Annotated in this window: 24 protein-coding genes and 3 pseudogenes; 8 read left to right on the forward strand and 19 right to left on the reverse strand. The window is 33.1% G+C overall.

Going from position 1 to position 24037, the window contains the following annotated elements; translation table 11 throughout:
* Positions 1–11: 11 nt before the first annotated feature.
* Positions 12–335, reverse strand: coding sequence for a luciferase domain-containing protein (locus tag ABH960_RS03065; RefSeq protein ID WP_002069261.1), 324 nt, complete (start codon positions 333–335; stop codon positions 12–14).
* 206 nt (positions 336–541) lie between these two features.
* On the opposite strand from ABH960_RS03065, the pseudogene ABH960_RS03070 reads away from it, so the two are divergent.
* The 4 genes and pseudogenes from ABH960_RS03070 to ABH960_RS03085 all read left to right on the forward strand — a co-directional run bounded on the left by ABH960_RS03070 (position 542) and on the right by ABH960_RS03085 (position 5518).
* Positions 542–1917: pseudogene (locus tag ABH960_RS03070) on the forward strand (HD domain-containing protein).
* A 293-nt stretch (positions 1918–2210) separates the two neighbouring features.
* Positions 2211–2843, forward strand: a complete 633-nt coding sequence (locus ABH960_RS03075) for a cupin domain-containing protein (protein ID WP_002136296.1) — start codon at positions 2211–2213, stop codon at positions 2841–2843.
* A gap of 802 nt (positions 2844–3645) precedes the next feature.
* On the forward strand, positions 3646–4077 hold the full coding sequence (locus ABH960_RS03080; protein WP_404442671.1) for an N-acetyltransferase: 432 nt from the start codon (positions 3646–3648) through the stop codon (positions 4075–4077).
* A 403-nt stretch (positions 4078–4480) separates the two neighbouring features.
* Positions 4481–5518: an HIRAN domain-containing protein gene (locus ABH960_RS03085; RefSeq protein ID WP_404442674.1), complete on the forward strand. Its 1038-nt coding sequence runs from the start codon at positions 4481–4483 to the stop codon at positions 5516–5518.
* Between the two features lie 315 nt (positions 5519–5833).
* On the opposite strand, the gene ABH960_RS03090 is transcribed toward ABH960_RS03085, so the two are convergent.
* The 15 genes and pseudogenes from ABH960_RS03090 to ABH960_RS03160 all read right to left on the reverse strand — a co-directional run bounded on the left by ABH960_RS03090 (position 5834) and on the right by ABH960_RS03160 (position 17798).
* On the reverse strand, positions 5834–6043 hold the full coding sequence (locus ABH960_RS03090) for a cold-shock protein (RefSeq protein ID WP_286099340.1): 210 nt from the start codon (positions 6041–6043) through the stop codon (positions 5834–5836).
* 126 nt (positions 6044–6169) lie between these two features.
* Positions 6170–6547, reverse strand: coding sequence for an HNH endonuclease (locus tag ABH960_RS03095; RefSeq protein WP_404442677.1), 378 nt, complete (start codon positions 6545–6547; stop codon positions 6170–6172).
* Positions 6544–6818, reverse strand: a pseudogene (locus ABH960_RS03100) (hypothetical protein). Before ABH960_RS03100 ends, ABH960_RS03095 begins: the two are co-directional and overlap by 4 nt.
* 70 nt (positions 6819–6888) lie before the next feature.
* Positions 6889–7278: a DUF3942 family protein gene (locus ABH960_RS03105; protein ID WP_404442680.1), complete on the reverse strand. Its 390-nt coding sequence runs from the start codon at positions 7276–7278 to the stop codon at positions 6889–6891.
* 464 nt (positions 7279–7742) lie between these two features.
* The gene (locus tag ABH960_RS03110; RefSeq protein WP_404442683.1) at positions 7743–8924 is read right to left on the reverse strand and encodes a right-handed parallel beta-helix repeat-containing protein; all 1182 of its coding nucleotides are present in this window, start codon (positions 8922–8924) and stop codon (positions 7743–7745) included.
* Between the two features lie 62 nt (positions 8925–8986).
* Entirely contained in the window at positions 8987–9256 is a 270-nt protein-coding gene (locus ABH960_RS03115; RefSeq protein ID WP_404442686.1) for a hypothetical protein, read from the reverse strand.
* Between the two features lie 14 nt (positions 9257–9270).
* A complete protein-coding gene (locus ABH960_RS03120) occupies positions 9271–11421 on the reverse strand; it encodes a BppU family phage baseplate upper protein (protein ID WP_404442689.1) in 2151 nt (716 codons plus the stop codon).
* Positions 11422–11642: 221 nt separating this feature from the next.
* Positions 11643–12131 carry a hypothetical protein gene (locus ABH960_RS03125; RefSeq protein ID WP_404442692.1) on the reverse strand — a complete coding sequence of 163 codons (489 nt, stop codon included), beginning with the start codon at positions 12129–12131 and terminating at the stop codon, positions 11643–11645.
* A complete protein-coding gene (locus tag ABH960_RS03130; protein WP_404442694.1) occupies positions 12131–12613 on the reverse strand; it encodes a DNA repair protein Rad50 in 483 nt (160 codons plus the stop codon). Before ABH960_RS03130 ends, ABH960_RS03125 begins: the two co-directional genes overlap by 1 nt.
* Before the next feature lie 29 nt (positions 12614–12642).
* Complete coding sequence (locus ABH960_RS03135) at positions 12643–13092, reverse strand: terminase gpP N-terminus-related DNA-binding protein (RefSeq protein ID WP_098291864.1); 450 nt, start codon at positions 13090–13092, stop codon at positions 12643–12645.
* 399 nt (positions 13093–13491) lie between these two features.
* Positions 13492–13902, reverse strand: a complete 411-nt coding sequence (locus tag ABH960_RS03140; protein WP_404442698.1) for a sigma factor-like helix-turn-helix DNA-binding protein — start codon at positions 13900–13902, stop codon at positions 13492–13494.
* Between the two features lie 11 nt (positions 13903–13913).
* On the reverse strand, positions 13914–14141 hold the full coding sequence (locus ABH960_RS03145; protein ID WP_048375994.1) for a hypothetical protein: 228 nt from the start codon (positions 14139–14141) through the stop codon (positions 13914–13916).
* 384 nt (positions 14142–14525) lie between these two features.
* Complete coding sequence (locus tag ABH960_RS03150) at positions 14526–16964, reverse strand: DUF927 domain-containing protein (RefSeq protein ID WP_404442701.1); 2439 nt, start codon at positions 16962–16964, stop codon at positions 14526–14528.
* A gap of 299 nt (positions 16965–17263) precedes the next feature.
* A complete protein-coding gene (locus tag ABH960_RS03155; RefSeq protein ID WP_070168798.1) occupies positions 17264–17533 on the reverse strand; it encodes a hypothetical protein in 270 nt (89 codons plus the stop codon).
* 73 nt (positions 17534–17606) lie between these two features.
* Entirely contained in the window at positions 17607–17798 is a 192-nt protein-coding gene (locus ABH960_RS03160; protein WP_000608803.1) for a helix-turn-helix transcriptional regulator, read from the reverse strand.
* 82 nt (positions 17799–17880) lie between these two features.
* Between ABH960_RS03160 and ABH960_RS03165 the strand changes: the two genes are divergently transcribed.
* A complete protein-coding gene (locus ABH960_RS03165) occupies positions 17881–18351 on the forward strand; it encodes a helix-turn-helix domain-containing protein (RefSeq protein ID WP_201038341.1) in 471 nt (156 codons plus the stop codon).
* Between the two features lie 79 nt (positions 18352–18430).
* Complete coding sequence (locus ABH960_RS03170) at positions 18431–19615, forward strand: tyrosine-type recombinase/integrase (RefSeq protein ID WP_483862322.1); 1185 nt, start codon at positions 18431–18433, stop codon at positions 19613–19615.
* Between the two features lie 294 nt (positions 19616–19909).
* Here the strand turns inward: ABH960_RS03170 and ABH960_RS03175 are convergent, their stop codons facing one another.
* Positions 19910–21193, reverse strand: coding sequence for an exosporium glycoprotein BclB-related protein (locus ABH960_RS03175; protein ID WP_404442708.1), 1284 nt, complete (start codon positions 21191–21193; stop codon positions 19910–19912).
* A gap of 478 nt (positions 21194–21671) precedes the next feature.
* Here ABH960_RS03175 and ABH960_RS03180 point away from each other — a divergent pair, with 478 nt between their 5' ends.
* Positions 21672–21962 (forward strand): DUF4183 domain-containing protein, encoded by a 291-nt coding sequence (locus tag ABH960_RS03180; protein WP_002136293.1) that lies wholly within the window; start codon positions 21672–21674, stop codon positions 21960–21962.
* A 65-nt stretch (positions 21963–22027) separates the two neighbouring features.
* Here the strand turns inward: ABH960_RS03180 and ABH960_RS03185 are convergent, their stop codons facing one another.
* Entirely contained in the window at positions 22028–22678 is a 651-nt protein-coding gene (locus tag ABH960_RS03185; RefSeq protein WP_404442711.1) for a DUF4183 domain-containing protein, read from the reverse strand.
* Between the two features lie 136 nt (positions 22679–22814).
* Here ABH960_RS03185 and ABH960_RS03190 point away from each other — a divergent pair.
* Positions 22815–23018: pseudogene (locus tag ABH960_RS03190) on the forward strand (BclA C-terminal domain-containing protein); the annotation flags it as partial.
* Positions 23019–23388: 370 nt separating this feature from the next.
* Here the strand turns inward: ABH960_RS03190 and ABH960_RS03195 are convergent.
* Positions 23389–24003, reverse strand: coding sequence for a helix-turn-helix domain-containing protein (locus ABH960_RS03195; protein WP_404442714.1), 615 nt, complete (start codon positions 24001–24003; stop codon positions 23389–23391).
* Positions 24004–24037 lie beyond the last annotated feature (34 nt).

Below are 24037 nucleotides of genomic sequence, written 5' to 3' on the forward strand. Positions count from 1 at the left end.
AAAATAAAATTTTATTTATCTACTTTATTTCTTTTTTGTATTCGGTCATATTGCATACGAAATAACTCAATTGCGAATGGAATATCCTCTTCACTCTTTATATAATAACTTATCCATCCTGATTCAGGTAATACGTGATGTGGTTTCACTAACCCTTCATTCACTAATTCATCTCGCTTTACCTTCGGAAATGGTAAATCAACTAACTTTTCACCATGAAGATGACCAAGTTCTTTCTTACCATAATTTATTTCAATACCACCAAATCGATGAGGTTTTTCAGAAACACCCGCCCAGCTGAGCACTTCATTTCTAATCGTTTCACTAAATGACATGAACATTCACTCCTTATTATTGATTGATGTAATTTTAAATTAACACGTTCATTACTTTTTTCCATCAATCCAAAGTATGAATGCGAATACGAATATAGTTTAATCTCAATAAACTTTATTTTTTTAAACAATAATTACAATTTCAAAAGGTCTTTATCATATTATATAGAATTATTATTAAAAATAATTTTAAAGGATGGATATATATGTGCAAGGTATTATTACGAAAGGCGAATTATCTTCAATCTGAGGAATTAACACTATTTAGTTTGCAGAGCAAGCACACGATGGACAATACCGTCAAACTGGAGAACCATACATCATTCATCCTTTCGCGGTTACAGAAATATTACTAAATTATAAAGCTGACGTCACAACATTAATTGCTGCGTTATTACACGATGTTGTAGAAGATACAGAGCATTCTCTAGAAGAAGTTAAGTTATATTTTGGTGCGAACGTTCAATATATTGTAGATGGATTAACAAAAGTTAAAAAACAATGTGGTCAAAAGAAAGCATTATACGAAGCAATTAATTTTAAAAAGTTATTACTGGCCTCTCAAACAGATATACGTGTTGGTATTATAAAAGTTATAGACCGCCTTCATAACATAAAAACATTGAGTGTTAAAAAGCCTGCAAAACAAGTAGCTTATGCAAATGAAACACTAACACTCTTTGCACCACTTGCAGAGAGATTCGGTTTATATTCAATCCAGCATGAATTAGAAAATCTTGCTTTTCAATATCTACATAAGGAAAGATATAAAAAAACACATAATCTTCTAACGGAATATGCGCCACGCATTCAAAACAATATAACGAATTTAAGAAAAGGCATACTTTCTTTTTATGATACTACCCTGTCATTTGAAATAAGTTATGAACTCAGCCCTATTTACTCTGCTTACTCACAACTACAAGAATCTCAAAACGTATCAAGTGTTTCACGAATATGTATCACCACTGCAAGTGTGCTAGATTGCTATAAAATTCTTGGAATGATTCATCAATTATACAAACCAACTATAAACTATTTCGAAGATAATATCGCTCTTGAAAATAGCCATTTTAATAACAATTTAAAAACTAAAATAAATATGAATGATACTGAACAAACAATTATCATTCAAACGCAATCAGCAAAAACATTAAAAGATAATGGTATTTTTTATTTATTGAATAGTAGAACTGTAGATGTTCAAGCAATATCTTATAAAATAATGAATGATACAATTGTGAATAACGATTTATTAACTACAGATCCAATCGCCTTCCACAATTTAGTATCGTATGAACTATTCGAAAATATTATTACGGCTTATACTACAGATTTACAACCTATTTATTTACCAGATGGTGCTACAATTATTGATTTTTCTTTCTCTGCATTTCCAAAAATTGCACATAGCATGAAAAAAGTAAAAGTAAATGGGATGCCTGTTCCACTTAAAACAAAGGTATCTCATTTTGACGTCATCGAAATCCATTTCGATTTAAAACAAAACTTGGAATTAGAGTGGCTAAATTACGCCAATACTGCTAAAGCACAATTAATGATTCATCAAAAACTATCTTAAATAAAAGGCCAATTCCTTTCTATAAGGCATTGGTCTTTTCATATAACGTAACCATTAAAATATACGAAATAAATTTTAATATTTTTACTCCTAACCTAACATCAATAATTCCGACTTTCATTAGTTCGCTCTAATTTTTATCCGTATTTACATTATGAGAAATAAGAAGCACAACCTATATTATTTATAAAACAGGTGAATTTATTATGATACAGACAAATGCACATAACTAACACTAGGCACATATCCTAAAGTTGTATCCATACTTACCTATAGAAAGGCGGGTAATACAATTGACTTCTAATATCGACTACACTTCCCCCTCAACTAATTTCACTCATGATTTAAGTAAAAGTAATTTTTTTAAGAAAGATGCCCAAAATTATATAAACGTACTTGGCATTAAACAATTAAATACTTTAGAAAATACTTCTTTATTAGATATTTATTTAAGTACAGGGAATGTTGTAGAACCACATATTCATCAAAATGCAGCTGAACTTGTTTACTGTATTTCAGGATCTGCTGTTGTTTCTTTACTTAATCCATTTACGAATCAGATATTAAACTTACCGATAAAACCAGGGCAAGTTGCCAACATTCCACAAGCGTGGTGGCATTATGAAATTGCTTCAGCAGATAATACTCATTTATTAGCTATATTCAATGCCCCAACCCCAGAAGTTATTTTTGGTTCTGATATTTTAAGATTAACTCCTGCTAATATGATGGCTCATACTTATTGCCTCAATGAGCAACAATGGAAACAAGCAGTATCCCCAATTCAATCCACTACGGTAATTGGTCCTCCCGCAAACTGTAATCAAAACCGCGACATGATAAATCAGTCAACTCAGCCCCCTACTCAGCAACAAAATCTATATTACCAAGATTCTTATTACTTCCCTCTATACTGGGGGTATTAATTAGTATCATTTTAATAGAACCACCATTTATCTCCTCGGAAAATATCGAGGAGATTTTTTATCGTAACAATTAATAGAGTACATACATATAATATTTATATATTTAATTGGAGGTGATAGTACTATGAGTAATTATAACTATCGAAAAAACTACTCTAATAATAAAAATAGTAGCTCTTCAGCATCCTCTCAATCTTCGAACTCTCAATCTTCCGATTCCCAGTCACAAAGAGATTTAGCCGAGCAAGGCTATGTAAAGAAAAAGGGATGTAACTGTAATAAAAATAAATAGTTTATTACTAATTTGAGCAATGACATTTCACCGCTCATGATTAACAATTTAACCCACTAGTATATAGTTTATTTAATGGATGAATTCTGTTTTTAATAGAATCGGAACTCTGCAAAGAGTAGTATCAAATGCCTTAGAACCCTTGTTAATTCAGGGTTTTGGGCTTTTTTATTTATCATTTACATTGCAAGATAGAGCATAAATAAGAATACTACTGGGGCTAAGTGGGGCTAGTTTGGGACCCAAAATATAAAAGGCTGGCGTGTGTATAGAAATGGATAAGTGTAAAAAAACAATAAAAAACTCTGTAGATCTATAGTACATTTATCTTATTTGTAGTTAATATTTATTAGCTCTTCTTTCCTTCAAAATTTTTCATTGTTCCTTTATCTACCTAAGGGGAAAACTTTTTTTAATAATCCTGAGCAAATGCTAATTTCTCCACGCAATCCTTGCGTTTTTCAGATATAATGATATTTATTCTTATAAAAGTAAAAGGAGTTAATTGCTTTGAAAGAAAAATTAACCAAGATTCCTCTTCATTTACAGGACTTTCAAAATTTAAAATTGTTATTAGAAGAAATAATACAAGACGAAATAGAAATGATTGAAGGTTTTTCTAAATATACTTTACATATTTCTTCTAAAGAATCTAAAGTTACTATTAACCTTAGAAGTGAGTTTTTCCCCAATCCATACTTGGCAATTGCCGCTATAAGCATTATCCCAAGTAATCAAGGAAAAGGAAGTATTGTTCTTGAATGGTTTAAGACATTTGCGAAAGAAAAAGGCTTCAAACGCTTAGTATTACAGGAAGTTATAACTGAAGAAGGTTACCGCTTTGCATTAAAAAATGGATTTTCAAAACATGTTAGTTTGTACGAAGAAATGTTTGGAAAACCAAATCGTTTTGAAGGGGATTATGAACTATATTTAACATAAAGAATAAAATAAAAAGTGAACGAGTATTTTCGTAATCGTTCACTTTTTTACTTGATGGATTATCTAACATCACCGTTTTTTCCATTCCATAATAAAAACCGACATTTCTATTTTTTAACATAAACTTTCCTATCATAATTTAACAAAACTTCCTCACCAATCCCCCACACGAAGCAGAAATTCAAGAAAGCTTTTTGGAATCGATAATTCATAACCACCTAAAGTTATTTTAGTGACTTCAATGCCCTCTCTAATTATCATTTAATCACCCTTTCATTATTGAGTATTACTAAATCTCCTTAGTTTTATAGCAGCACTTCTAATAAGCTCATGGAAATGCAATATTTACAGTTGTTGTATGAAATTGGTATGATTTAGTTATTATTTCATAGGAGGTTATTTCATGAGTTATGATACAGTCGCATCATTGCAACGCATGCAACAATTACAGCAATCGGAAGTTGCCGCTGGGAAACGTTTGATTTTAAAGCGTGTAAGCTCCACCTTAGATATATGGATATTCATTCTTGCTGTTCTTTTATTCATTCCAACCCTTGGGTTCTCTTTGATGCTAGCTCCATTTGTTTACTTCGGAAAAGAACTTTTCACTAAAACATGCATGGTAAAAAATGTAGCAACAGGTGAGAAATTCAAAGTTGATAAACAAGATTTTAAGCAATATAAAAAGGCTTTTAAAGCAAAAGAAAAACAAGTTAGAAGAATATCTGATTTAGAAACTAATACAGTCGAAATAGACCATACTGACACGACCATCCACACTCATCATGAACCTAAAGTAGAAAGTATCAAGGAAGAAGTAGTAGAATTAATAAATACATATGTGGAAGAGCCTAGAACAGAAATTGAAGAAATCCTACCCGACCAACACACTTTAAACCCGGAACCGGAATCAGAACCAATTCCAACACCTTCCTCTTTACCAATTAAATTAGAAACTAATAACACTCTCACTTTTAACATTGCAGGGGTTACTTTTGATAATGACAAAGGTAAAGACATACAGTCACTTCTAAGAAGAATCGCTCGTGCAATTGCCAAAGAATATGATATTGAATCATATGGCGGATATACTAATAAAGAATTACTAGAAATGTGGGGAGAAGCATCAGAATTTGAAGATATTGAATTTGGGGATTATATCTCATTTGTAAAAGATCCTGATAACGAATTTGATAAAAATGCAATTAAAGTAATTGTTAATTTAAACGATAAGGAATTTCACATAGGTCATGTACCTAAGAAACGAAACATTGAGATTGGCAAATTACTAGACTCAGAATCAATAACAAATATTTCAGCTAACTTTGTAGGCGGAAAAACAAAATCAGTTGATTATGATGATGAAAAAGACAAAGATGTAGTTGTAATTACTGAACTTACATTAGGAGTTTTAATCACTTTACGCTTTGAGACTGAATAAAAACATGTAAGTCACACTCTCACGAGTTGTGGCTTTTATTATGTAATAATTTATAGGTTTTCTTAGACATTTCACCCCCCTTTATTTTTTTAAAAATGTTGTCTAACGATAGAGATGCCCCCTACGCTACCTATCCTCCCCAGAGGACAAATTTTAATTTTTGATAGGGGGCCTTTACAGCTTTGAAATACAATTTATTAAAAGTGCCGTGCACACTAATATTTAATGCAAAACAAAAAGAATCCATTTTGAAAAAATTAATCAAATTGAATTCTTCTCTATCAAATCTGTATTCAATTTTATAAAAAAGATTAATTACGCAAGTTGTACCTCTTCCGCTTGCATACCTTTTTGACCTCGTGCTGCTACAAAAGTGACTGCCTGTCCCTCTTTTAAAGTTTTGAAGCCATCTGCTTGAATAGCTTTAAAGTGAACAAAAAGATCATCTCCACTCTGCGGTGTAATAAATCCATACCCCTTCTCTTCATTAAACCACTTGACTACTCCATTTTGTCTATTCGACATTTACCCTTCCTCCTCTTTCTAAATAGACATACTCTTTATATCCACTTATATTTTCCTAAACTAATAGATTCTAGTTTTTATTACTAATTCCTTTATAGAATTATATATATTATTTCAAAGTTAGATCTATCCAAAATAACTCGGAAAAACCTTTTTTGATTTATCCTCATTTTCTTCTTTGATATGACATTTTGGACAAAGTAGCATTAAGTTGTTTATTTCTAATTTAAGTGTTTCATCTTGTTTAATTGGTATGATGTGATGAACATGAGCACTCCTACCAAAGACGAACCTTCCACATCGTTGACAGTATCCTTTCTCTCGTTCATATACTTGAGACCTGATATACTTCCATTCGTCTGTTCTATAGAAAGGTTTGTTTTCATGATGGTAGATGTTCTTCTTATCCTTCTTCTTCCTTGGTGGCTTAGCTCGCTTATGTTCTTCACAATAACGTCCTTTGCTTATCTTGTTACGGCAGCCGTTAAAGTCACAGTACTTCATGATATCAATTCAATGATGTCTTCTTTCTTTTTAACATCAGCTGGAATCTCAATGTTTAATTCATCAGCATACTCACGTAACTGTTTCACTGTCATATCATTAAAGAGTACTTCTTCTGTACTTTCCAGTGCAGGATCATCAGCCAACATACTCTCAGGATTTTCAGTTACTTCGAATCCTGGTACCTCACCAGTTTGTACAACAAACCTCTCTTTTCTTTTGAATCCCAATACTCTGTACCTGATATTGTTTTTCTAATTTCAGTAACCATTTACTTAACACCACCTATGTAATTTTGCATAATAAAAAGCACTCCATAAGGAATGCTTCTATTAAATCTATTAACCTAGGATTTCTATGAAAGTTTCACTAATAAAATCATTTAATATATCCTCTGTGAACTTCGCTCCGCGCCCTGTGCAATATAACTCATTATCTTGAAGTACTATCTCCTCCAATTTAGTCATATCACTACCATGGTGCTTTTCAACAACTATTATATTTTTTTGTTTATTAATAAAGAGTCGAAGTTGAGTACCTTCAATCTTTATATATTTATCATCGTCTAAGTTAATTACCACATACTCCTTTTGGCTAAATTCCGGAAACTCTTTACGCATCTTTCCGAAAATAGGATCAAATTCTTTAAATTTCTCCATTAGTACCTTTTCTTCACTATCTTCTCCAACATAAGCCTTCAATTTACTAATAGTTTGATCTAAATTACTCATTCATTCCACAAACCTTTCTACATTTAATATTGGAATTATAAACCAATACAATTGTATCATAAGCAGAACGTAGATTCCCATTAAAACTATTAATAAAAGAGCACCAACAACAAATACTACTTTACACATATAGATAAAATAAAAAGAGAAGCGAATTCGCCCCTCTTGATTGATGAATTGAATCAAAGCCGTATTTTATTAAAATTTAGTTATCTAAATAAGTTTTTTTATCACATCAAGTAACGTAGCCCAAAAAACAAATGATATTAAACTACCATAAAACAAACCTTTACCGAAGTTATTTTTTTCGACCATACTCTCCACCTCTTTTGTTACATTTACTTATAAAATAGATTAGATGTGTTAATTCTTAATGAATTTGATGTGAACTTAATAAGTTTACTTTCTCAAATGAAAAGAGAGACATTTGTTAGTCTCTCTTTGACATAAATGCAGTATTTCGATTAATTTTTCTCTTTATTCTCAGTTATATTAATCTTATTATTATCATTAATTTGATCAGATGGTATAGTATTTAATCTCATACCTCTAGATGTTACATCGATATGATTCCCTCTAGAATGATTTAATAATTGAATAGCAAATGTTTGATGACTCTTTTCTTTTGAATCTACAAACCTATCAGCTGCTACTCCTTGTAAATTACAATTTGTCGCTCCATAAAAAACAAATCCCGTACCATCCTCTCTTCGAATACGAGTCCCATATTGCCATCCATTCGCTTCCGTTAGTAAACCATACCCAACGATGTCACTTCCTGCAAAAACAAATCCATGTTTACTGTTATCTTGAGACTCTGAACCTGTTACTGCAACACGACTTGCTGTAATATGGAAGCCATCACCTTGGTCTGAATTTACCCTTCCAGAGAACCATGCTTTACAATTTACATACCTACTATTTGTAGCTGCATCACCTACAAATATACCGTAAATCCCACTTTCACCAGATGAGCAATCGGTAAACCAATTATCTTGAGCGTTTGAATGAATACCTATTCCATCACTTCGTAATACCTGTAACCCTTTAATTTGACTTTCTCCACGTCCCTCGATATACAGACCATCACCTTTTGTTTCTGAGATATAAATATTTTCAATGTAATGTCGAGCATCATGTTCTTTCAATAAGCTTTTATTTTTCATTTCCTCGGCACTACGTGTATTAATAAACTCAATTCCTCTTGCTTTTGATGATGATTGATATTCTCTATTTCCATCTATCGTAAAATCACGTAAATAGACCATTTGAGCCGTTTTAGATTTTAAAACTATGAGCGGTTTATCACTATTTGGCTTCGATTTTAAGATAGTCCCTTTCCCACTTCCGACTAGTTGTACATAAGAAGATATTTGAATTTGATCCAAGAGAAAAGTACCTTTTGGTATAAAAATAACACCTCCTGATTTCCCTAATGAATCTATCGCTTTCTGGAAAGATTTTGTGCTATCAGAAAAACCAGTAGAATCTGCACCTTGTTCTTGTACGTTAATTATAGTGTCTGTACTTATTTTTTTAGCTATTTCACTTATGTGAAGTCCATTTGAATCTTGCTTTATTAATTTAAATATAAAACAAGTCAATATTACTATTATTACTAGTAATCCTGTAATTGTTTTTTTCAAAATATCAACCTCGTTATTCTATAATCTTACTCTAGAATACATTGATTGCCAGTAAAGTTCCATTATTTCAAATGAATCGCATCAGGAAAAATAGTTCTTAAATGGTCATATCCTTGTACATGATAGTTATAAGATCTCTCAGATATATCCGGTTCGAAATCAAAAAGCCTCACATCGATAGCTGGCTTTTCTTCTAAAAAAGCACTTCTCGAAATGTAGAATTTCAGTTCAATTGTCATCGTTGTATTACCATTTAAATTTGTGATAATTGCGTACGCATTTTCTGCGATTAGACCGTTATTTAAAACGTATCTAGGTATTTGTAGCGACATGTTGTTTCCTCCTTTTAAGGTACATTTACTATGATTGTTCCATCTGTTTCGTTTGTAGGTGCTCCTTTTCTAATACGAAAGTTTTTAGACGAATCCACCCAGAAATGATAATCACCCATTTGAAAATGTTTTCCGTTCCACGTGTGCTGAGCGGTCTTTAAAATGGCATCTACCGCAAAGGGACCTCCTATTTCTATAGGAGTAAGTAGTAGTTCCCTGTTCTCATGATTGATTTTAAAATCCCATCTTGATCTAGTTAACTTATCGCCACTATACTTTTCTAATCGAGCAACCGTACTTTGTGCATCACTGTGATCAAAACGAAGTATAGGGCCAACTGTATGTCCGCTCTCTTGAGTTGCGCGCGCATATAACGGCGTTGCATTTCCTGCGTTTTCTATATTAAGTGCCATATTGTTTGCTTTTATTCTGTTTGTTACCTTACCTGATAAATCTACATCGCTAATATTGACGACGTTACCTAAATTCAATTGGCTTTCAATAATTGCAGATATTTTCATGTACATCGATGTGATTGTAATATTATTGCCATTTGCATTGTTTAGAAATTGAATTGCATATGCTTGTCTTGAGTCACTTACACCAAAACGATTAGAGGCTATTCCTTGAATATTGCAATTTTTAGCACCATACAGAACATATCCGGTTGCGTCCGGATAAACATTGCCACTAATATATTGCCATCCATTTGTGTCTGCAATTAATCCTGTCCCTACAATGTCATGACCTTTTATAACAAAACCATGTTTTGAATTATCTTGAGCTTCACAACCAATCAATCCAGTTCGGACTCCTCGCATATCAAAACCGTCACCTTGAAGCTGGTCTAACTTCCCACTAAACCACGATTTGCAATTGATAAAACGTGAATTTGAGTCTTTCTCACTAGAAATAATTCCTTGTAGACCGGATTCTCCTGCAGATAGCGATTCATACCAATTATCTTGTGCATCCAAATAAAAGCCATATTTATCACATCTTAATGTTTGAACTGCCTTAACCTGTGATTCACCACGTCCTGTAATTCTAAATCCAGTCCCTTTCGTTTCGTATATATACACATTTTCGATAAAATGTCGGGCATCATGTTCTCCTACAAGACTATCTTTGTACATAGCTGCTGATTCTATCGTGTTTATTAATTCTATCCCGCCAGCTAAATCACTCGTTTGATTCGCTTTGTTTCCGTCAATCGTTAAATTTTTGATTCCAATCATTTGCGACGTATCTTTTTTCAAAGCAATTAACGGAATATTGCTTCCTGATTTTTGTTTCAGAATAGATTTTCGTCCAGTCCCTCTCAAAGATACATATGATGGTATTTTTAATTGGGAGACTATAAATTTACCTTCAGGAATAAGAATTTCTCCGCCCTTACCTTCCAGACTATTTATCAGATTTTGTATCATTAGTGTACAATCTGTAGTATTATCACCGACAGCACCTGATCTTTTTATATTAAGTGAGATATCAGACAGAAGACTAGTCAGCTCCTTATAATCATCATCAGCTCGTTGCTTTAATGTTGTTTTTGTTACCCCATTCGCATTTGTTCTCGCTTGTGCTGCTCCAACAGATGAATCACCATCAATCACAATTTGGTTCAATTGCTTTTGTATACTATTAGATAATTCATTAGCTTTATTCGCGAAATCTTTCGCTGCTTCAGCTTCTGCTGCTGCTTGACTATTAATATCTTCTAATGCCATTTCATTTAATTCTTGGATTAATTTTTCTAAATCAGATAAATAAGATTCTGATGGAATGCGATTTGTCGTTGCGTCTGGTAATGTTATTAATACAAAATCTTGCGTTGTAGCACGTACTGTTTTATCTTTTTCGATTGAGAAAAACGCTTGTTTAGCCTTTCCTACAGCTCCGAACGTTTCAGCTTTGAATGTATATTCAAAGTAACCTTTTGTAGCATCAATCATTTTCACGCCATTATTATCACGAACAACTGTATTATCAGGCTTTGCACATTCAAAAAATACTTTTAGTCCTGTTAAATTATATGGACTTCCACCGTCTATTACATAAACATCTACAACATTACTTACTTTATCGCCAACCCTTCCAGTGACAATGGAATTGAGTTGAGCGTGTTGGGTTTTATTTATATCTAGAATTAATTTAGTTTTCATCTTCTGTTACCTCTCTTATTATTTCTGCTGCAATTACTTCCTTAGTAACTTTCTTCCTAAAGCGCTTCTCTCTATTTATTTCATGTTATTCGTCTTTTAGGTATAAATACATTAGACAGTTACGTAAAATAGCATATATAACAAACTGGAAAGCCGTTTTTCATATTTTCGTTATTTCTGGCTTTAAACGGAAAAGAACCCCGGATAACAGGGTTCATGTGTTAACCTTCAATAACTAACGTTTCGTTTACTTCTTTTCCCTCAACTTCAATCGCTGGATTTTTAAGCACTTTTTGTTTGCCACTCTTTTTCGGCGCGTCCAGGACATCAACTCTCTTTTCAATCTTCACTGAATAGTCGACTCCAAGTATAGGAGATTTTAAATTACCCCATTTTGTACTTGTTTCCCATTTGTTATAAATCTTTCTTTGTACATACTGTAATACTTCATTTACTCGCTGATCTTCTGATTCGTTCAGATCATCATAGTAAAAAGTATAATTGTCATTTGGGTTAAAGTTGCTTTTGTTACGTGATAAAGCATTCTTTAACCAGTTTTTAAGTTGTTCGTCCCTTTCTTCCTTTAACAAATCCATACGACCGAATAATACTCTCCCTGCATCTGTTAGCGGCGTTAGTTCAATATCATAAGTATGATAAGCATGTTTTCTTTCTCGTGCCGATAGAATTTTTTCATATATTGTAATCATTATTGTAATACCTCCGATTTCGTAGATGTAACCATTCCATATAGTTCACAGTAATACCCTCCGTAAGTCTCGTTACAATGCATTAACTTTCTGTGAGCTTCATGCATTTCATTTAGTTCTACATTAATAGCGGTAATTTCATCAGCAATAGATGTTTCTAAGTCATCTTTTCGTTTGCGTAACTCGATATACAGTTTGTCCATTTCTTTGATATCTTTCTTAATCACCTTCGCCGCCTGGGCTTTGTCTTCTTCGCTAAAAATAACCGTTGGCGTGTAACCGAATTTCCTTTCGGCTGCATACTCTTTTTTTAGTTCTTCAACGATCTTTGTAATGTGGTCATATTCATCACGTGACGTAACGTTTCTTTGACACTCTTCCGCTAATTTTAGCTTTTCCAGGACCGGAAGGCTTCTTTCTTCTGTTTTGATTCGTTGATAAAATAATTCTTTCAATTTTAAACTTTTCTCTAAATGTGCCATGTTTTCATGACCCCCTGTTATATTATTTTTTATATATAAAGTTCTTCATCTTCTTCGGTCTCTTCAATGTCTATACCTAAAAACTCCAGTAACTTTGACATTGACGTAATAACTTTTATTAATTCCGTAATAGAATCATTCTTTTTGGCTGAACCTGTTGCACCCTTTACAGATACGCCGCGCTCTTCAATATCTTCAATCAATTTGTTTTTGATATCGAAAAATTTCATGTACGTATTCACCATGTCTACGAATTGCATTTCGTTTTCTAGACCTTTATCTTTCAATTTAGACATCAGTAAATCATAAAGCTTTTGGCGATTTACATTTGCCGATAGTTCTACCCACTTGTAACGGTAACGCCAATTGTTTAGCGTACTCTCTTTGACTTCTAATTCTGCTGCGATTTCTTTAAATGAGTATTTTCCGCTTTTATACATTTCATAAGCTGTTTGTTTTTTGTCTTCATTTGAAATCATACTTTCATCACCCTTTCATCACTTGTTTTATTGTTTTTTCAAAATGAAAATTACTATTTGACGTATATATTCGAGTTGTGATAATCTAAATTTAACGAAACAAACATTGATTTCATGCGGTTTATAGGTTCATAATTAACAATTTAATTTACCAATCAAAAACACGAATGTTTTCCTGAAAAAATAGGAAAGCATCTTTTTTTGGCCTTTTTTTCTATTTTCCACGCGCGGAAAGCAAAAAATAAAAAGACAAATCTCCCCCCCGCGTTGCCTGGTCCCCCATCAAATTGTTTCTAGAAAAGTTACCGGGGGGTATTATATAAAAATTTATTTTTAATTTTTGTTTACAAATGAACAATTCAATTCTTGTTTAATTAATTAAATAGCTTTTAAAATATTTTATTTTCCTTCCACAGTTCTCTTTCCTCTTACCTTTAATCTCTCAGCAAACTTGATTCTTCTCATAATCTCAGCATGTTTCACTTTAATATAATGCGTACTGTAATTTAATTTGGTTCCTATGCCTTCTAATGTCATTCCATCAATATATTTCAGCTTAAGTATCTGTTGTTCTAAGTTTTTGAAATTACTCACTATGTCAACGAGCTGTTGCAATTGTTCTTTCTTAAATGTGAGCTTCTTCTTAAGTTGATCCAGTATCTTTTCTGTTTCTTCATTGCCTGTATCAATTGATAATATATCTTTACCCCAATTGCTCTGACGTTTTAATTCAGCATGTATTCTATTTAACTTGTATTCCAAATAAGTGATTTCTTCTTCTAACATTTGATATTCTTTAAGGCAAACCAATTACGTATCACCTACTTAGGCTCACTCTTTGTAACAACCTCTTTACCCGATAGCTTCATCTTCTTAAGGACATAGCCTGTACGAATATAAGGACTATCCTCCTCAAAACAATGTGCATCCCTGTGTCCTTCACCTGTTCCGTGATGATGAAACTTTCTACAGTACTGACACCATGTACTAAGATTTCCTTTTTCATCACGTTCAATTGCTAATACGATTGGAGCTTTTTTAGTTGCCATTGACTTACCTCCATTTTTTTTGGTAATACGTGCTTATTACTCTTTGTTAAAACCTTGAAATGCTTACGGCTCTAAGCTTTATTACCTTTTCTATAAAAAACTCAGTAGTAAGAGTAATAATAAATTTTTAGACGTATTACCTTATTTACCCTTACTCCCACAAGGGATTTGACTTATCAGTAATAAAAGTAATACATTTTTAAAATCAAAATACTTACATATATAAAACTGAGTTTTTTTTATTGCTGAAATACATGTGTATATCAAAATTCTTATTACTTTTATTACTCTTATTACTTTTATTGATTTCCCCTTGATTTATAAGGGTATTGGACAGTAATAAGAAATTTAAAATCTAGTAATTCCCTATTACTCTTATTACCACTAATCCGAAAAATCTCTATTAGTTTCATGAAAGTCAAACCCTAATTCTTCTACAAGTTCCATATTTAATGGAATACTATTAAACTTCTTACCTTTATGACTAACAAGTTTGTAATCAACTATTTTACTTCCTTTTTCAAATGGAATTGTCATTCCCCTTTTTAACCATTCACGTCTTACTTGCTTTTCTTCAACACCTAAGAAATCAGTAGTATAAGCTGGTGTCAAAAACAACTGTTTTTGTTTATCCTTATAAATCGCTTTAATAATTTTCGGCATATAATCATAAAATATTCCCTGTCTACTACTATCCAAATCCGTAAGTATCTCTTCTAAGAACTGCATAGGCTTGTCTATTGCCTTATTTTCTTCTGCTATATCGTCAAATAATGACGATATAGATTTCAGATCAATATCAAATTCCAATTTGCTCTTTAATATACTTCCTGTAAAATGGACTGCAGCATAATATCCAGCTAATCGGCTTAATACTTCATTACCTTTGGCTTTATCTACATAGTGTTTTCTAAACTTGTGATACTCTGGAGTAAGCTCCTTCTTATGTTTCAACCAAACTTTTAAGAACTCTATTCCTATCGCTCCGTAGTTGCTTTCCATTGCTTCATGAAGTTCCATGATATTGCTATGATCTTTCTTTAACGGCTGGTCAATTAATGGAATAATCCTTGCAGCCGCTCCACCTTGATTTTTTGCATATTCGTTGAGAGATACTTCACCTGTACTTAATAAAATATTGTGCCAAGTAAACTCCCGCTGACTACCTTTTAAACTTCCCCTTCCTTTTGAACGTCCTCCACTGAAAGAATAAATAACATCTTTTAAAATACGTTCATCGGCTTTTCGTGTATCATCCAGTAATAAAGGAAAACTGTTTAAATATGCTGATTTTCTCTCGATAGATACTTTTGTGGCATTCCATTCACTCATTAAGCTCTCATTGCCCCAAACACTTGCAGCTACTTTTAATGTAGTAGTCTTCCCTTGCGAGGTCGTTCCGCTTAAATCAACAATGAAAGGTTGCAAGCGTAAATCTTTAATAATGACACTCGCAAAACTAGAAAGTACAAAAAATACTGCCTTAGGTTGCTGCTTAATTCGTTCAAACACTTCTTTTTTCCAAGTATCACCTGTTCCTTTTACTTCAAAGGCTTCAAGGAGTTGTTTCTCACCATGATCTATCGCCATAATCTCAACATCTTTAGTAACTAAAGGATGGATAAAAGTATCCTTTATATGCCCTAAACGTTCTACCGCATAATTTTGTTCTATATTATTAATCAATAGATATTGGTCAAAATAAGTAATGATTTTTTTAACGTTATTATCATTAACAGAAAAACCTTTATCACTTAGTTCTAATAATTCTTTTCTAATAGCAATAGTAGAAGCTGGTACAACTTCTCTTATCGTTCTATTGTTTTCCTTCCACTCAATTTCATAGAGTACTTGTGGACGCTCTATGTTATGGAATTCCTTTGTAATATATGGTGTTTTGCGAGATACGAGTTTTGTTATCTCATTTCCATCCTTATCCTCTCTTGTCTCAAAAAGTGTACCTTTATTTCCTACTTTAAAAGGCTTAGGAATGATTTTTTTTTCGTCTTTACCTTCGGCATGCGTTTCAAAATTACTGTCAGATATATGCTGTCTTTTTGACAGGTCTGGTTTCCATTGAATAGCTGACTGCGTAAGGGTCTTTAATTCGTTATAAGGAAAATCAGTTTTATCTAAAAGAAAATACTCATATATAAGCTCCATTGCCTGCATTATTTCCTCGTTAGGAACATTCCACGCTTTTAAATGTGTAGCAAACTTATACAGTGTGTCATTTCTGCTCCCTGAGTTTTCTATAGGTACTGGAAACATGTAATCTTTAGATTTATCTGTATTTCTAACAGGTATTAAATAGTGTGGTAATTCGTCCAGCTGATCTATGCTATTAGTTGCTATGTAGCGTCCTTCTGTGTTGTTTGTAGGAAAAACAATATATCCTTCTCCAGCTGTACGGGTATCAATAACCACACCTATTTGAGAGAAAAATTTCGTAATCTGTTTAATGTCTTGTGTCCTTTTCTCTTTAGCTGCAAAAACAAATTGCCATCCGTTTGGTGTTTTTATCGAATGGTGATGCCTGTTCTCTCCTTCAAGCAAATCTTTCACAAGCTCTCCTTGAACCTGGTCATCCACATCTATGATAATCCGCTCCTGGGGAATAACTGCTCCAATCCATCCGCCTTGGTTTATCCATTTATTTATTTCTAAATTATCTAATCCCTGGCTATCTTTCCACTTACATACTGGCGTTTTCGCTTTTTGATACCTTTGATTTCCATTTGCATATCCAGTAAGCTTGATAATTTTTGCTCCAGGTAACATTTCATCAATTCTTGTTATATAGTGCGGCATGGTAACTTTCAAAAATGAGCACCTCCTTTTCTCTTAATAATGTTTTTAAAAGGGACTATCATACTTGCTTTAACATTCGGTTAATTTCTTCTAAAACTTTGATTGCTTGTGGATCACCGTTCTCCGCTTTTTCTAAAATCATATGTAACTTGTCTTCACGTATTTCAGCAGTTGTCATTAACCTATTCACCTCAATTGTTTCCAAATCGACGTTGCTATAAAATATCAAGCAATTTGAATTAATAAGTATTATCCACCTAATCTTTTATGGACTTTGTTTCCTATGCACACGCCAGCCAAAGCGTTGTTGCTTACCATTCATCTACAATTTCCGTTATTACTTCCAGAGCTTGCTTATAGAACCACCAACGTTTTCTGTTGCGACGTCGCTCTATTAATCTCATACGTGGATCAGATAAAATCTCATCTTCTAGGAATCTCTTACTCATTGATGTAATTACTGCTAATTTTTCAAGATCAACCATCAATAAGGTTTCGTGAAGTTGTTGATCTATTTGCTGCAGTATGTATTCCTTAATGGCTTTTTCATCAATATTTACTTGCACATTTGCAGGAATCATATAATTACCTCATCTCAATAATTTCTTTATATAAACAATTCTTATTTACCTTTCTGTAAATCGTTAAACAAGTTTAACAAGAATTATAAAAAATTTTTTCCACATCCTCTTCAAGTGAACGGGCTATTGAGAGTGCAATGGAAACACGTGTATCACCACCCTTTTCAATATTATAAAGAGTAGTTCTGCTCACACCAGAGCGTTTCGCCAATTCAATCTGCGATATTTTCTTTTTTTCTCTAACTTCTCTAAGTTTGTTAATCACGTTTAACACCTCTTGCTAATAATATATCATGGTGTTAAACTTATGTAAAGCACGATTAACAAAAAAATAAGGAGGTAATCTAATGGATGATTTCGGACAACTTTTAAGAGAACTTAGGGGTAATCATTCTTTAAGGGAAATGGCAAATTTGATAGGAATTAGTCATGTACAATTAAGCAATCTAGAAAAGGGTGTTGATCCTCGGACGGGGAAAATCAATCGCCCATCCCTTGAAACAATAAAAAAGCTAGCCAAAGCTTACAACTATGATTACGAAACACTAATAAAGAAGGCTGGATACTTTTTTATTTTCGATGAAAATAATGCAATGAGTGCAGAGGAATGGGAAAAAGCAGAGGAAGAATGGAAGAAAACAGAGGAATATAAAGAAATAGAGGAAGAAACTCAACGAAAATGGGAACAACACTGGGAAGAGTTAGAAAAAAAAATGAAGTTTGAAAAACAAATGGTAGATACATTAAATAAATTGAACGACTCCAATCTACACCTCCTAAATGAAATGGCAAATATCATGCTTAAAGCACAAAACTAAATTTACACATGTTTTTGAATAAATCCAATACCTATCCATTCCTATGCATACGCCAGCCAAAGCAATGAAAGGAATGGTAATGGTGAAGTTACACAAGTCAGCAAAAGAACCCGAAATATACTATTATTTCAATACAAAGAATGAAAAACTGTGGATGTATCGTCACAAGTATTATGACAACACAGGAAAAAGAAAAGAGAAGAAAAAAAGTGGATTTAAATCAAAAAAAGAAGCCATCAAATCTCTTTTAGATGTGAAAGTTACAACACTACGTGGTGAATCTAAACAAGTTGAATATGATCAACTAACCATTGGAGAGTGGTTGGATATTTGGTATACCACCTATAAAAATAGTTGGAAACCAGCATCTAGGGCACAACGTGAAATAGCCATCCGCTTACAAATGAAACCATTGCTTGGCCATTTCAAGTTACAAACTTTGGATAGAACAACATATAAGAGAGAATTTTTAAATGTACTTGAAAAGAAGTATAAACCAAGTACAGTTCATTTATTCCACACCCTATTTAAGATTGCTATTAATGCAGCTGTAGAAGATGAAATATTGTCTCGCAATCGCTTCACAAAAATCAAACTTTCAAATCGCGAAACTATTAAAGAAGAAAACAATAATTATTTCACACCTGAGCAATTAGTTGAATTTTTAACAATAGCTAAACGCGAAGAAAATTCCACGAACTATACATTTTTATTAACCGTTGCATACACAGGGATTCGTAGAGGTGAAGCCTGTGGTTTAGAGTGGAAAAACATTGATTTTGATAATAAAACATTAACTATTGAACGCACTAGGGATAATAAAGGTATACGATCACCCAAAACGAAAAATAGCTATAGAACAATTTTAATAGATGATGTATTAGTAAATCAATTAAAGATATACCGAAAATGGTGTATGAAGGTAATGTTGTCTTTTAGATACAAGCTAAAAGATGATTCTTTTATATTTACATCATACCAAACTGGAAAACCTATAACAGATGGCTGTGTTTTTTATGCATTTAGAAGAGTATTAAATAAAACAAAGCTTCCTCCTATAACAATACATGGCTTACGTCATACACATTGCACTATATTATTAAATCAAGGTTTAAATGTAAAAGTGATTGCCGAACGTTTAGGGAATTCTCCACAAATGATTTATGAAATTTATGGTCATGTATTAAAGGAAATAGAATCCGTGTCAGTAGAGTTATTTAGTCAGAGTTTAACAAAAAATGGGGCTAATTTTGGGGCTAGTTAATAATAAACATGCTACAAATACTGATATAATAAGGGCTTTTGATACTATCGAATTCTATTTTTAATAGAATTCATCTTTTTTGTTTCTATGTAATTTTTCAAACCATATAACTTATTCCATAAACAATAAAGTGTAAATCATAAATTTTGATTTTTCTTATATACCAACTTATCAAATAGTAATTTCTCAATTGATTCATCACCTATCTTCCCATAAAAGATAGCCCCTCCTAATAAAATTAGGAAGGGCTATATACAAATGCCTGTTTAAATTTCAAACAAACATTGTAACAAGTTAGACGATATTAATACCTGCACTTACAAATCCAGCAACTGCAGCTATTGGACTAGCAGCTGTTAATGAAACATATAATAATACTTTATCCCCAGCGGCTACCGGAATTGCTTCAGGTATGATACCTGATGCTGTGTCCAAAATAGCTATTATAGCAAATGCTGGTGTTAATAATAAAGGTGCTCCTTGTACTGTAAACGTATTACTTGCTGCTGGTGCAGTTAATATTTGTATCTGCACTTGAACAGGTGATAATGGAGCTAATGCAGCTGTTGCACTAAAGAAGCCAGCCAATGACGTAATAGTCCCTGCGCGTGGTGCTACAAATGCATAATCACCTATCCCTAACGCTAATGTGATACTTGTTCCACCAGTTAAAGCAACTCCAGGCTGACTAAATCCAAATCCAAGAAGAGTTCCTGTATTAGCTACTAATGCGTTCACTAACGCAGATGGTGTTGTACCTGAAGCAAACGGAATAATAGCTCCGCCACCAGTTGCTCCTGTTGCTCCTGTCGCTCCTGTTGCTCCTGTTGCTCCTGTTGCTCCTGTCGCTCCTGTTGCTCCTGTTGCTCCTGTTGCTCCTGTTGCTCCTGTTGCTCCTGTTGCTCCTGTTGCTCCTGTTGCTCCTGTTGCTCCTGTTGCTCCTGTTGCTCCTGTTGCTCCTGTTGCTCCGCCTCCTGTTGCTCCTGTTGCTCCTGTCGCTCCTGTCGCTCCTGTTGCTCCTGTCGCTCCTGTTGCTCCTGTCGCTCCTGTTGCTCCTGTCGCTCCGCCTCCTGTTGGACCTGTTGGACCTGTTGGACCTGTCGCCCCTGGAGTAGCATTGATTAATTGAATTAACAAATTAAAAAGAAGTTGTAAAGTTGCAGAATCAACATTTGAGTTGCAGGATATAGGGATAAGATCTAAAGCGAAGAAGAATTGTGCAAGGGCGCTATAAAATTGTTGCAATAATGTTGACAATTGTCCTAAATTAGGTGCTGGAGATTGTAATAAAACTATAATACTTTGAGTTAATTGTTTCAAAAAATTAACTTCTGGAGAAGGTAATAAGGAATTTAAGAAAATTAAAAATTGATTAAATAAATCGAGTAACGCTAATCTGTTTGCATTACTTGGATTTGCAAAAAATGCTGAAATAGCTGATACTAATGAGTTTAGTAAAGTAATTAATTGACTTAATTGTTCCCTAGTAATAGGAACTGACTGTGGATTTTTACAACAATCTGCTGAAAAAACAATTGGATTGCAGTTATTATGACCAAAACAATTATTATTTGACATTTATTTCCTCCTTACTTTTCTTATAGTTGAGTGTTTTCCTATTCTAAGAACTATAAAAGATGCGATTGTAAAAAGTAGTTGAGTTATATGTTTCTCTTAAAATAGGAAACATGAATTATAATCAAACTTGAAAACGTAATTTAATTATGTTCATGACTCACATATTAATTATATGTTTTTAATAATTGACTGCTTAGATTAAACACCTAAACTTAAGAGTTTATTTTATTTTTCCACGTTTATCTATTAGGTCCAAAAGCACATTTTCATTTAAAAATTAAAACATAAATAAATCATTAGCATATATTCCACAAATAACAACATCATTCTTTCAAATAATTAACAATGATACCTTTACTAATATTGTGTTCCTTCTATAAGAATACAGCCGTTTCTATTATAAAAAACTTTCATACAATATAGTGGACAAGTTATTCTATACTTCGTTCAAAAAAATAATTAAAGGAGTGAAATTTAATTGCCAATCATTCAACCATTTATCGCTTCTAGGAGATTTACATCTACACTAGGAGCTGGAACAGGAACAGGTGCTGCTTTTGCAATTGCTGCAACAGCTTGTTTAAACGATGCCGGTACTACTGCAACTGCCTTTCCGACTTTTACGTATTACAACCTCTATGTAAACGGCATAATTCAACCTAGCGTGAACTCCAGTGTCACCACAGGTCCTACTGGTGCTATTACAATTCCTGGCGGAGATGCATTAGACGGTGGAATCCCAATAACAATTGAATTTATCGTCACTTAATTTTAACTAATGTAATTTAGAACAAAAAAAGACAGATTTCTTTTTCCATTAAGAATCTGTCTTTTTTAATTAATAATAATAAATTGTAATATAATTGATGACCCTTGCGAAGGTGGTTGATTATCCAATAAAGTTAGTTTACCAGTACTAACTTCATAAAATGGTTGTGGTTGCAAAATTCCATTAATAAACAAATTTATATATGAAACCTCACTAGGTGATAATATATTCGTTGTCCCATATTGAGCTATCCCATCTGCATCTGTATATATAAGTTTCTCTCCATCTGAAAAAGTATAATATAATAAATTGGTTGTTGTTATGGGACCAATAACCCCAGGTTCTCCTGTTGGTCCCGTTGTACCGGTCGGGCCTGTTACACCTGTGGATCCCGTTGTGCCGGTCGGGCCTGTTACACCTGTGGATCCCGTTGTACCAGTCGGGCCTGTTGGTCCCGTTGTACCGGTCGGGCCTGTTACACCTGTGAATCCCGTTGTGCCGGTCGGGCCCGTTACACCTGTGGATCCCGTTGTGCCAGTCGGGCCCGTTACACCTGTGGATCCCGTTGTGCCAGTCGGGCCTGTTACACCTGTTGGTCCCGTTGTACCTGTTGGTCCCGTTGGAATATAAATTGGGGGAAGAACTGGAAATGTAGGTCCAATATTTCCAGGTTCTATCATAGCTTTATTTATTGATAATTTATCATCTCGCTTCAATTTAATACCTCATTCCACATTTTTGTCTACTAATTTATATAATAATAACTCTATCATTTCAGAAAAATTCCATAACTAATCTTTTTTTCATTCTCAAATGATTTTTACATATATTAAACATTTACCTTTGCTATAACTACTATTGAACTCTTCCATTCCACTTCCTAGATCTATTTTTACTCCCGCAATATCAACTTCAAATTATAATAATAATAATTTAATTACCAATTTATTTGCTTGTAATACAATTTCACTTCAATTATTCGGCATATTATCCATCTTTAATTTAGTTGAAGGTGGTTCAACAGGTACCTTTCTAACAATTATACGAATCGATTAAAAAATGATTCATTCTTTTTTTAATAAACATTTTTAGATACTAAACTAGTAACTATCACGACAGTGATTAAGCAACAAAAACACATTTCACTATATTCATAGTAGTAACTATCTTTACTAAATTTTCCGTATATATATTATCAATTTACACTGCGCCCATGCTGATGTTACATTAAATAAGAAGACAGTTTCTCCTTTACGAACCATCTCAATACGTATTTGAGAAATATTCTCCAATCCTATACGCGAGAGCAATACTGTGTTGACACTCAAATGAGTGTCTTTTTTTGTAAATTGTAATAAATAAAACCATCTCTTATAGATGGTTTTATCAAAACATATCTCTTTATATTTTAAATAAAATAGCAAGTTTATGAAGCTGGATAATAAATGGTCATACTTAACCGAGTTAGCGTTCGTCCGGAATTATGATAAGAGTGCGGTCTATCCGCCTTAAAGCGAATTGAATCTCCGCTATTTAATGTATATTGACAATCATTTATTTCAATTGTCAATTCTCCCTCAAATACCGTTATAAATTCTTCGGTCCCTTCTTTATGGCCTTCCGAACTTAATTTTCCTTCCTTTTCAATTTCAACCGTATAGATTTCAAAGTTCCTATCATCTTGAAAAGGAAAAGAAGGATACACTTTATATCTCCCATTGTCTTCTGATAATACTTGAACATCGTTTCGTAAAACCACTTTCGTATCAGGCTGTGGATTATTAATTAAAGACGTAAAAGACACTTTTAAACCATTCGCAATTTTCCATATCGTTGTTAGTGTCGGGCTTGAATCTCCTCTTTCAATTTGTCCAATCATCGTTTTACTCACACCCGTTAATTGGGAAACCTTTTCTAAACTTAATTTTTCTTTCTCACGTATTGCCTTTATATTTTTCGCCAAAATAAGTTGAATTTCTTCCATAAAAAACACTCCTATACTATATACAACATAACGACCGTTATTTATAATAAAAAGCACACGTTATATTGTTCTTTTCGGTCATTATAACACA

It is taken from the genome of Bacillus sp. RC252, from assembly GCF_044909215.1.
GTDB classification, from domain to species: Bacteria; Bacillota; Bacilli; order Bacillales; family Bacillaceae_G; genus Bacillus_A; species Bacillus_A mycoides.

Excerpts from the sequence above, each read along its gene's own strand:
- ABH960_RS03085 (WP_404442674.1), top strand. The coding sequence starts at position 4,481 with ATGAGTTATGATACAGTCGCATCATTGCAACGCATGCAACAATTACAG.
- ABH960_RS03175 (WP_404442708.1), bottom strand. The coding sequence starts at position 21,193 with ATGTCAAATAATAATTGTTTTGGTCATAATAACTGCAATCCAATTGTT.
- ABH960_RS03115 (WP_404442686.1), bottom strand. The coding sequence starts at position 9,256 with ATGTCGCTACAAATACCTAGATACGTTTTAAATAACGGTCTAATCGCA.
- ABH960_RS03120 (WP_404442689.1), bottom strand. The coding sequence starts at position 11,421 with ATGAAAACTAAATTAATTCTAGATATAAATAAAACCCAACACGCTCAA.
- ABH960_RS03090 (WP_286099340.1), bottom strand. The coding sequence starts at position 6,043 with ATGTCGAATAGACAAAATGGAGTAGTCAAGTGGTTTAATGAAGAGAAG.
- ABH960_RS03170 (WP_483862322.1), top strand. The coding sequence starts at position 18,431 with ATGGTGAAGTTACACAAGTCAGCAAAAGAACCCGAAATATACTATTAT.
- ABH960_RS03065 (WP_002069261.1), bottom strand. The coding sequence starts at position 335 with ATGTCATTTAGTGAAACGATTAGAAATGAAGTGCTCAGCTGGGCGGGT.
- ABH960_RS03155 (WP_070168798.1), bottom strand. The coding sequence starts at position 17,533 with ATGATTCCTGCAAATGTGCAAGTAAATATTGATGAAAAAGCCATTAAG.
- ABH960_RS03130 (WP_404442694.1), bottom strand. The coding sequence starts at position 12,613 with ATGGCACATTTAGAGAAAAGTTTAAAATTGAAAGAATTATTTTATCAA.
- ABH960_RS03105 (WP_404442680.1), bottom strand. The coding sequence starts at position 7,278 with ATGAGTAATTTAGATCAAACTATTAGTAAATTGAAGGCTTATGTTGGA.
- ABH960_RS03095 (WP_404442677.1), bottom strand. The coding sequence starts at position 6,547 with ATGAAGTACTGTGACTTTAACGGCTGCCGTAACAAGATAAGCAAAGGA.
- ABH960_RS03165 (WP_201038341.1), top strand. The coding sequence starts at position 17,881 with ATGGATGATTTCGGACAACTTTTAAGAGAACTTAGGGGTAATCATTCT.
- ABH960_RS03125 (WP_404442692.1), bottom strand. The coding sequence starts at position 12,131 with ATGATTACAATATATGAAAAAATTCTATCGGCACGAGAAAGAAAACAT.
- ABH960_RS03135 (WP_098291864.1), bottom strand. The coding sequence starts at position 13,092 with ATGATTTCAAATGAAGACAAAAAACAAACAGCTTATGAAATGTATAAA.
- ABH960_RS03145 (WP_048375994.1), bottom strand. The coding sequence starts at position 14,141 with ATGGCAACTAAAAAAGCTCCAATCGTATTAGCAATTGAACGTGATGAA.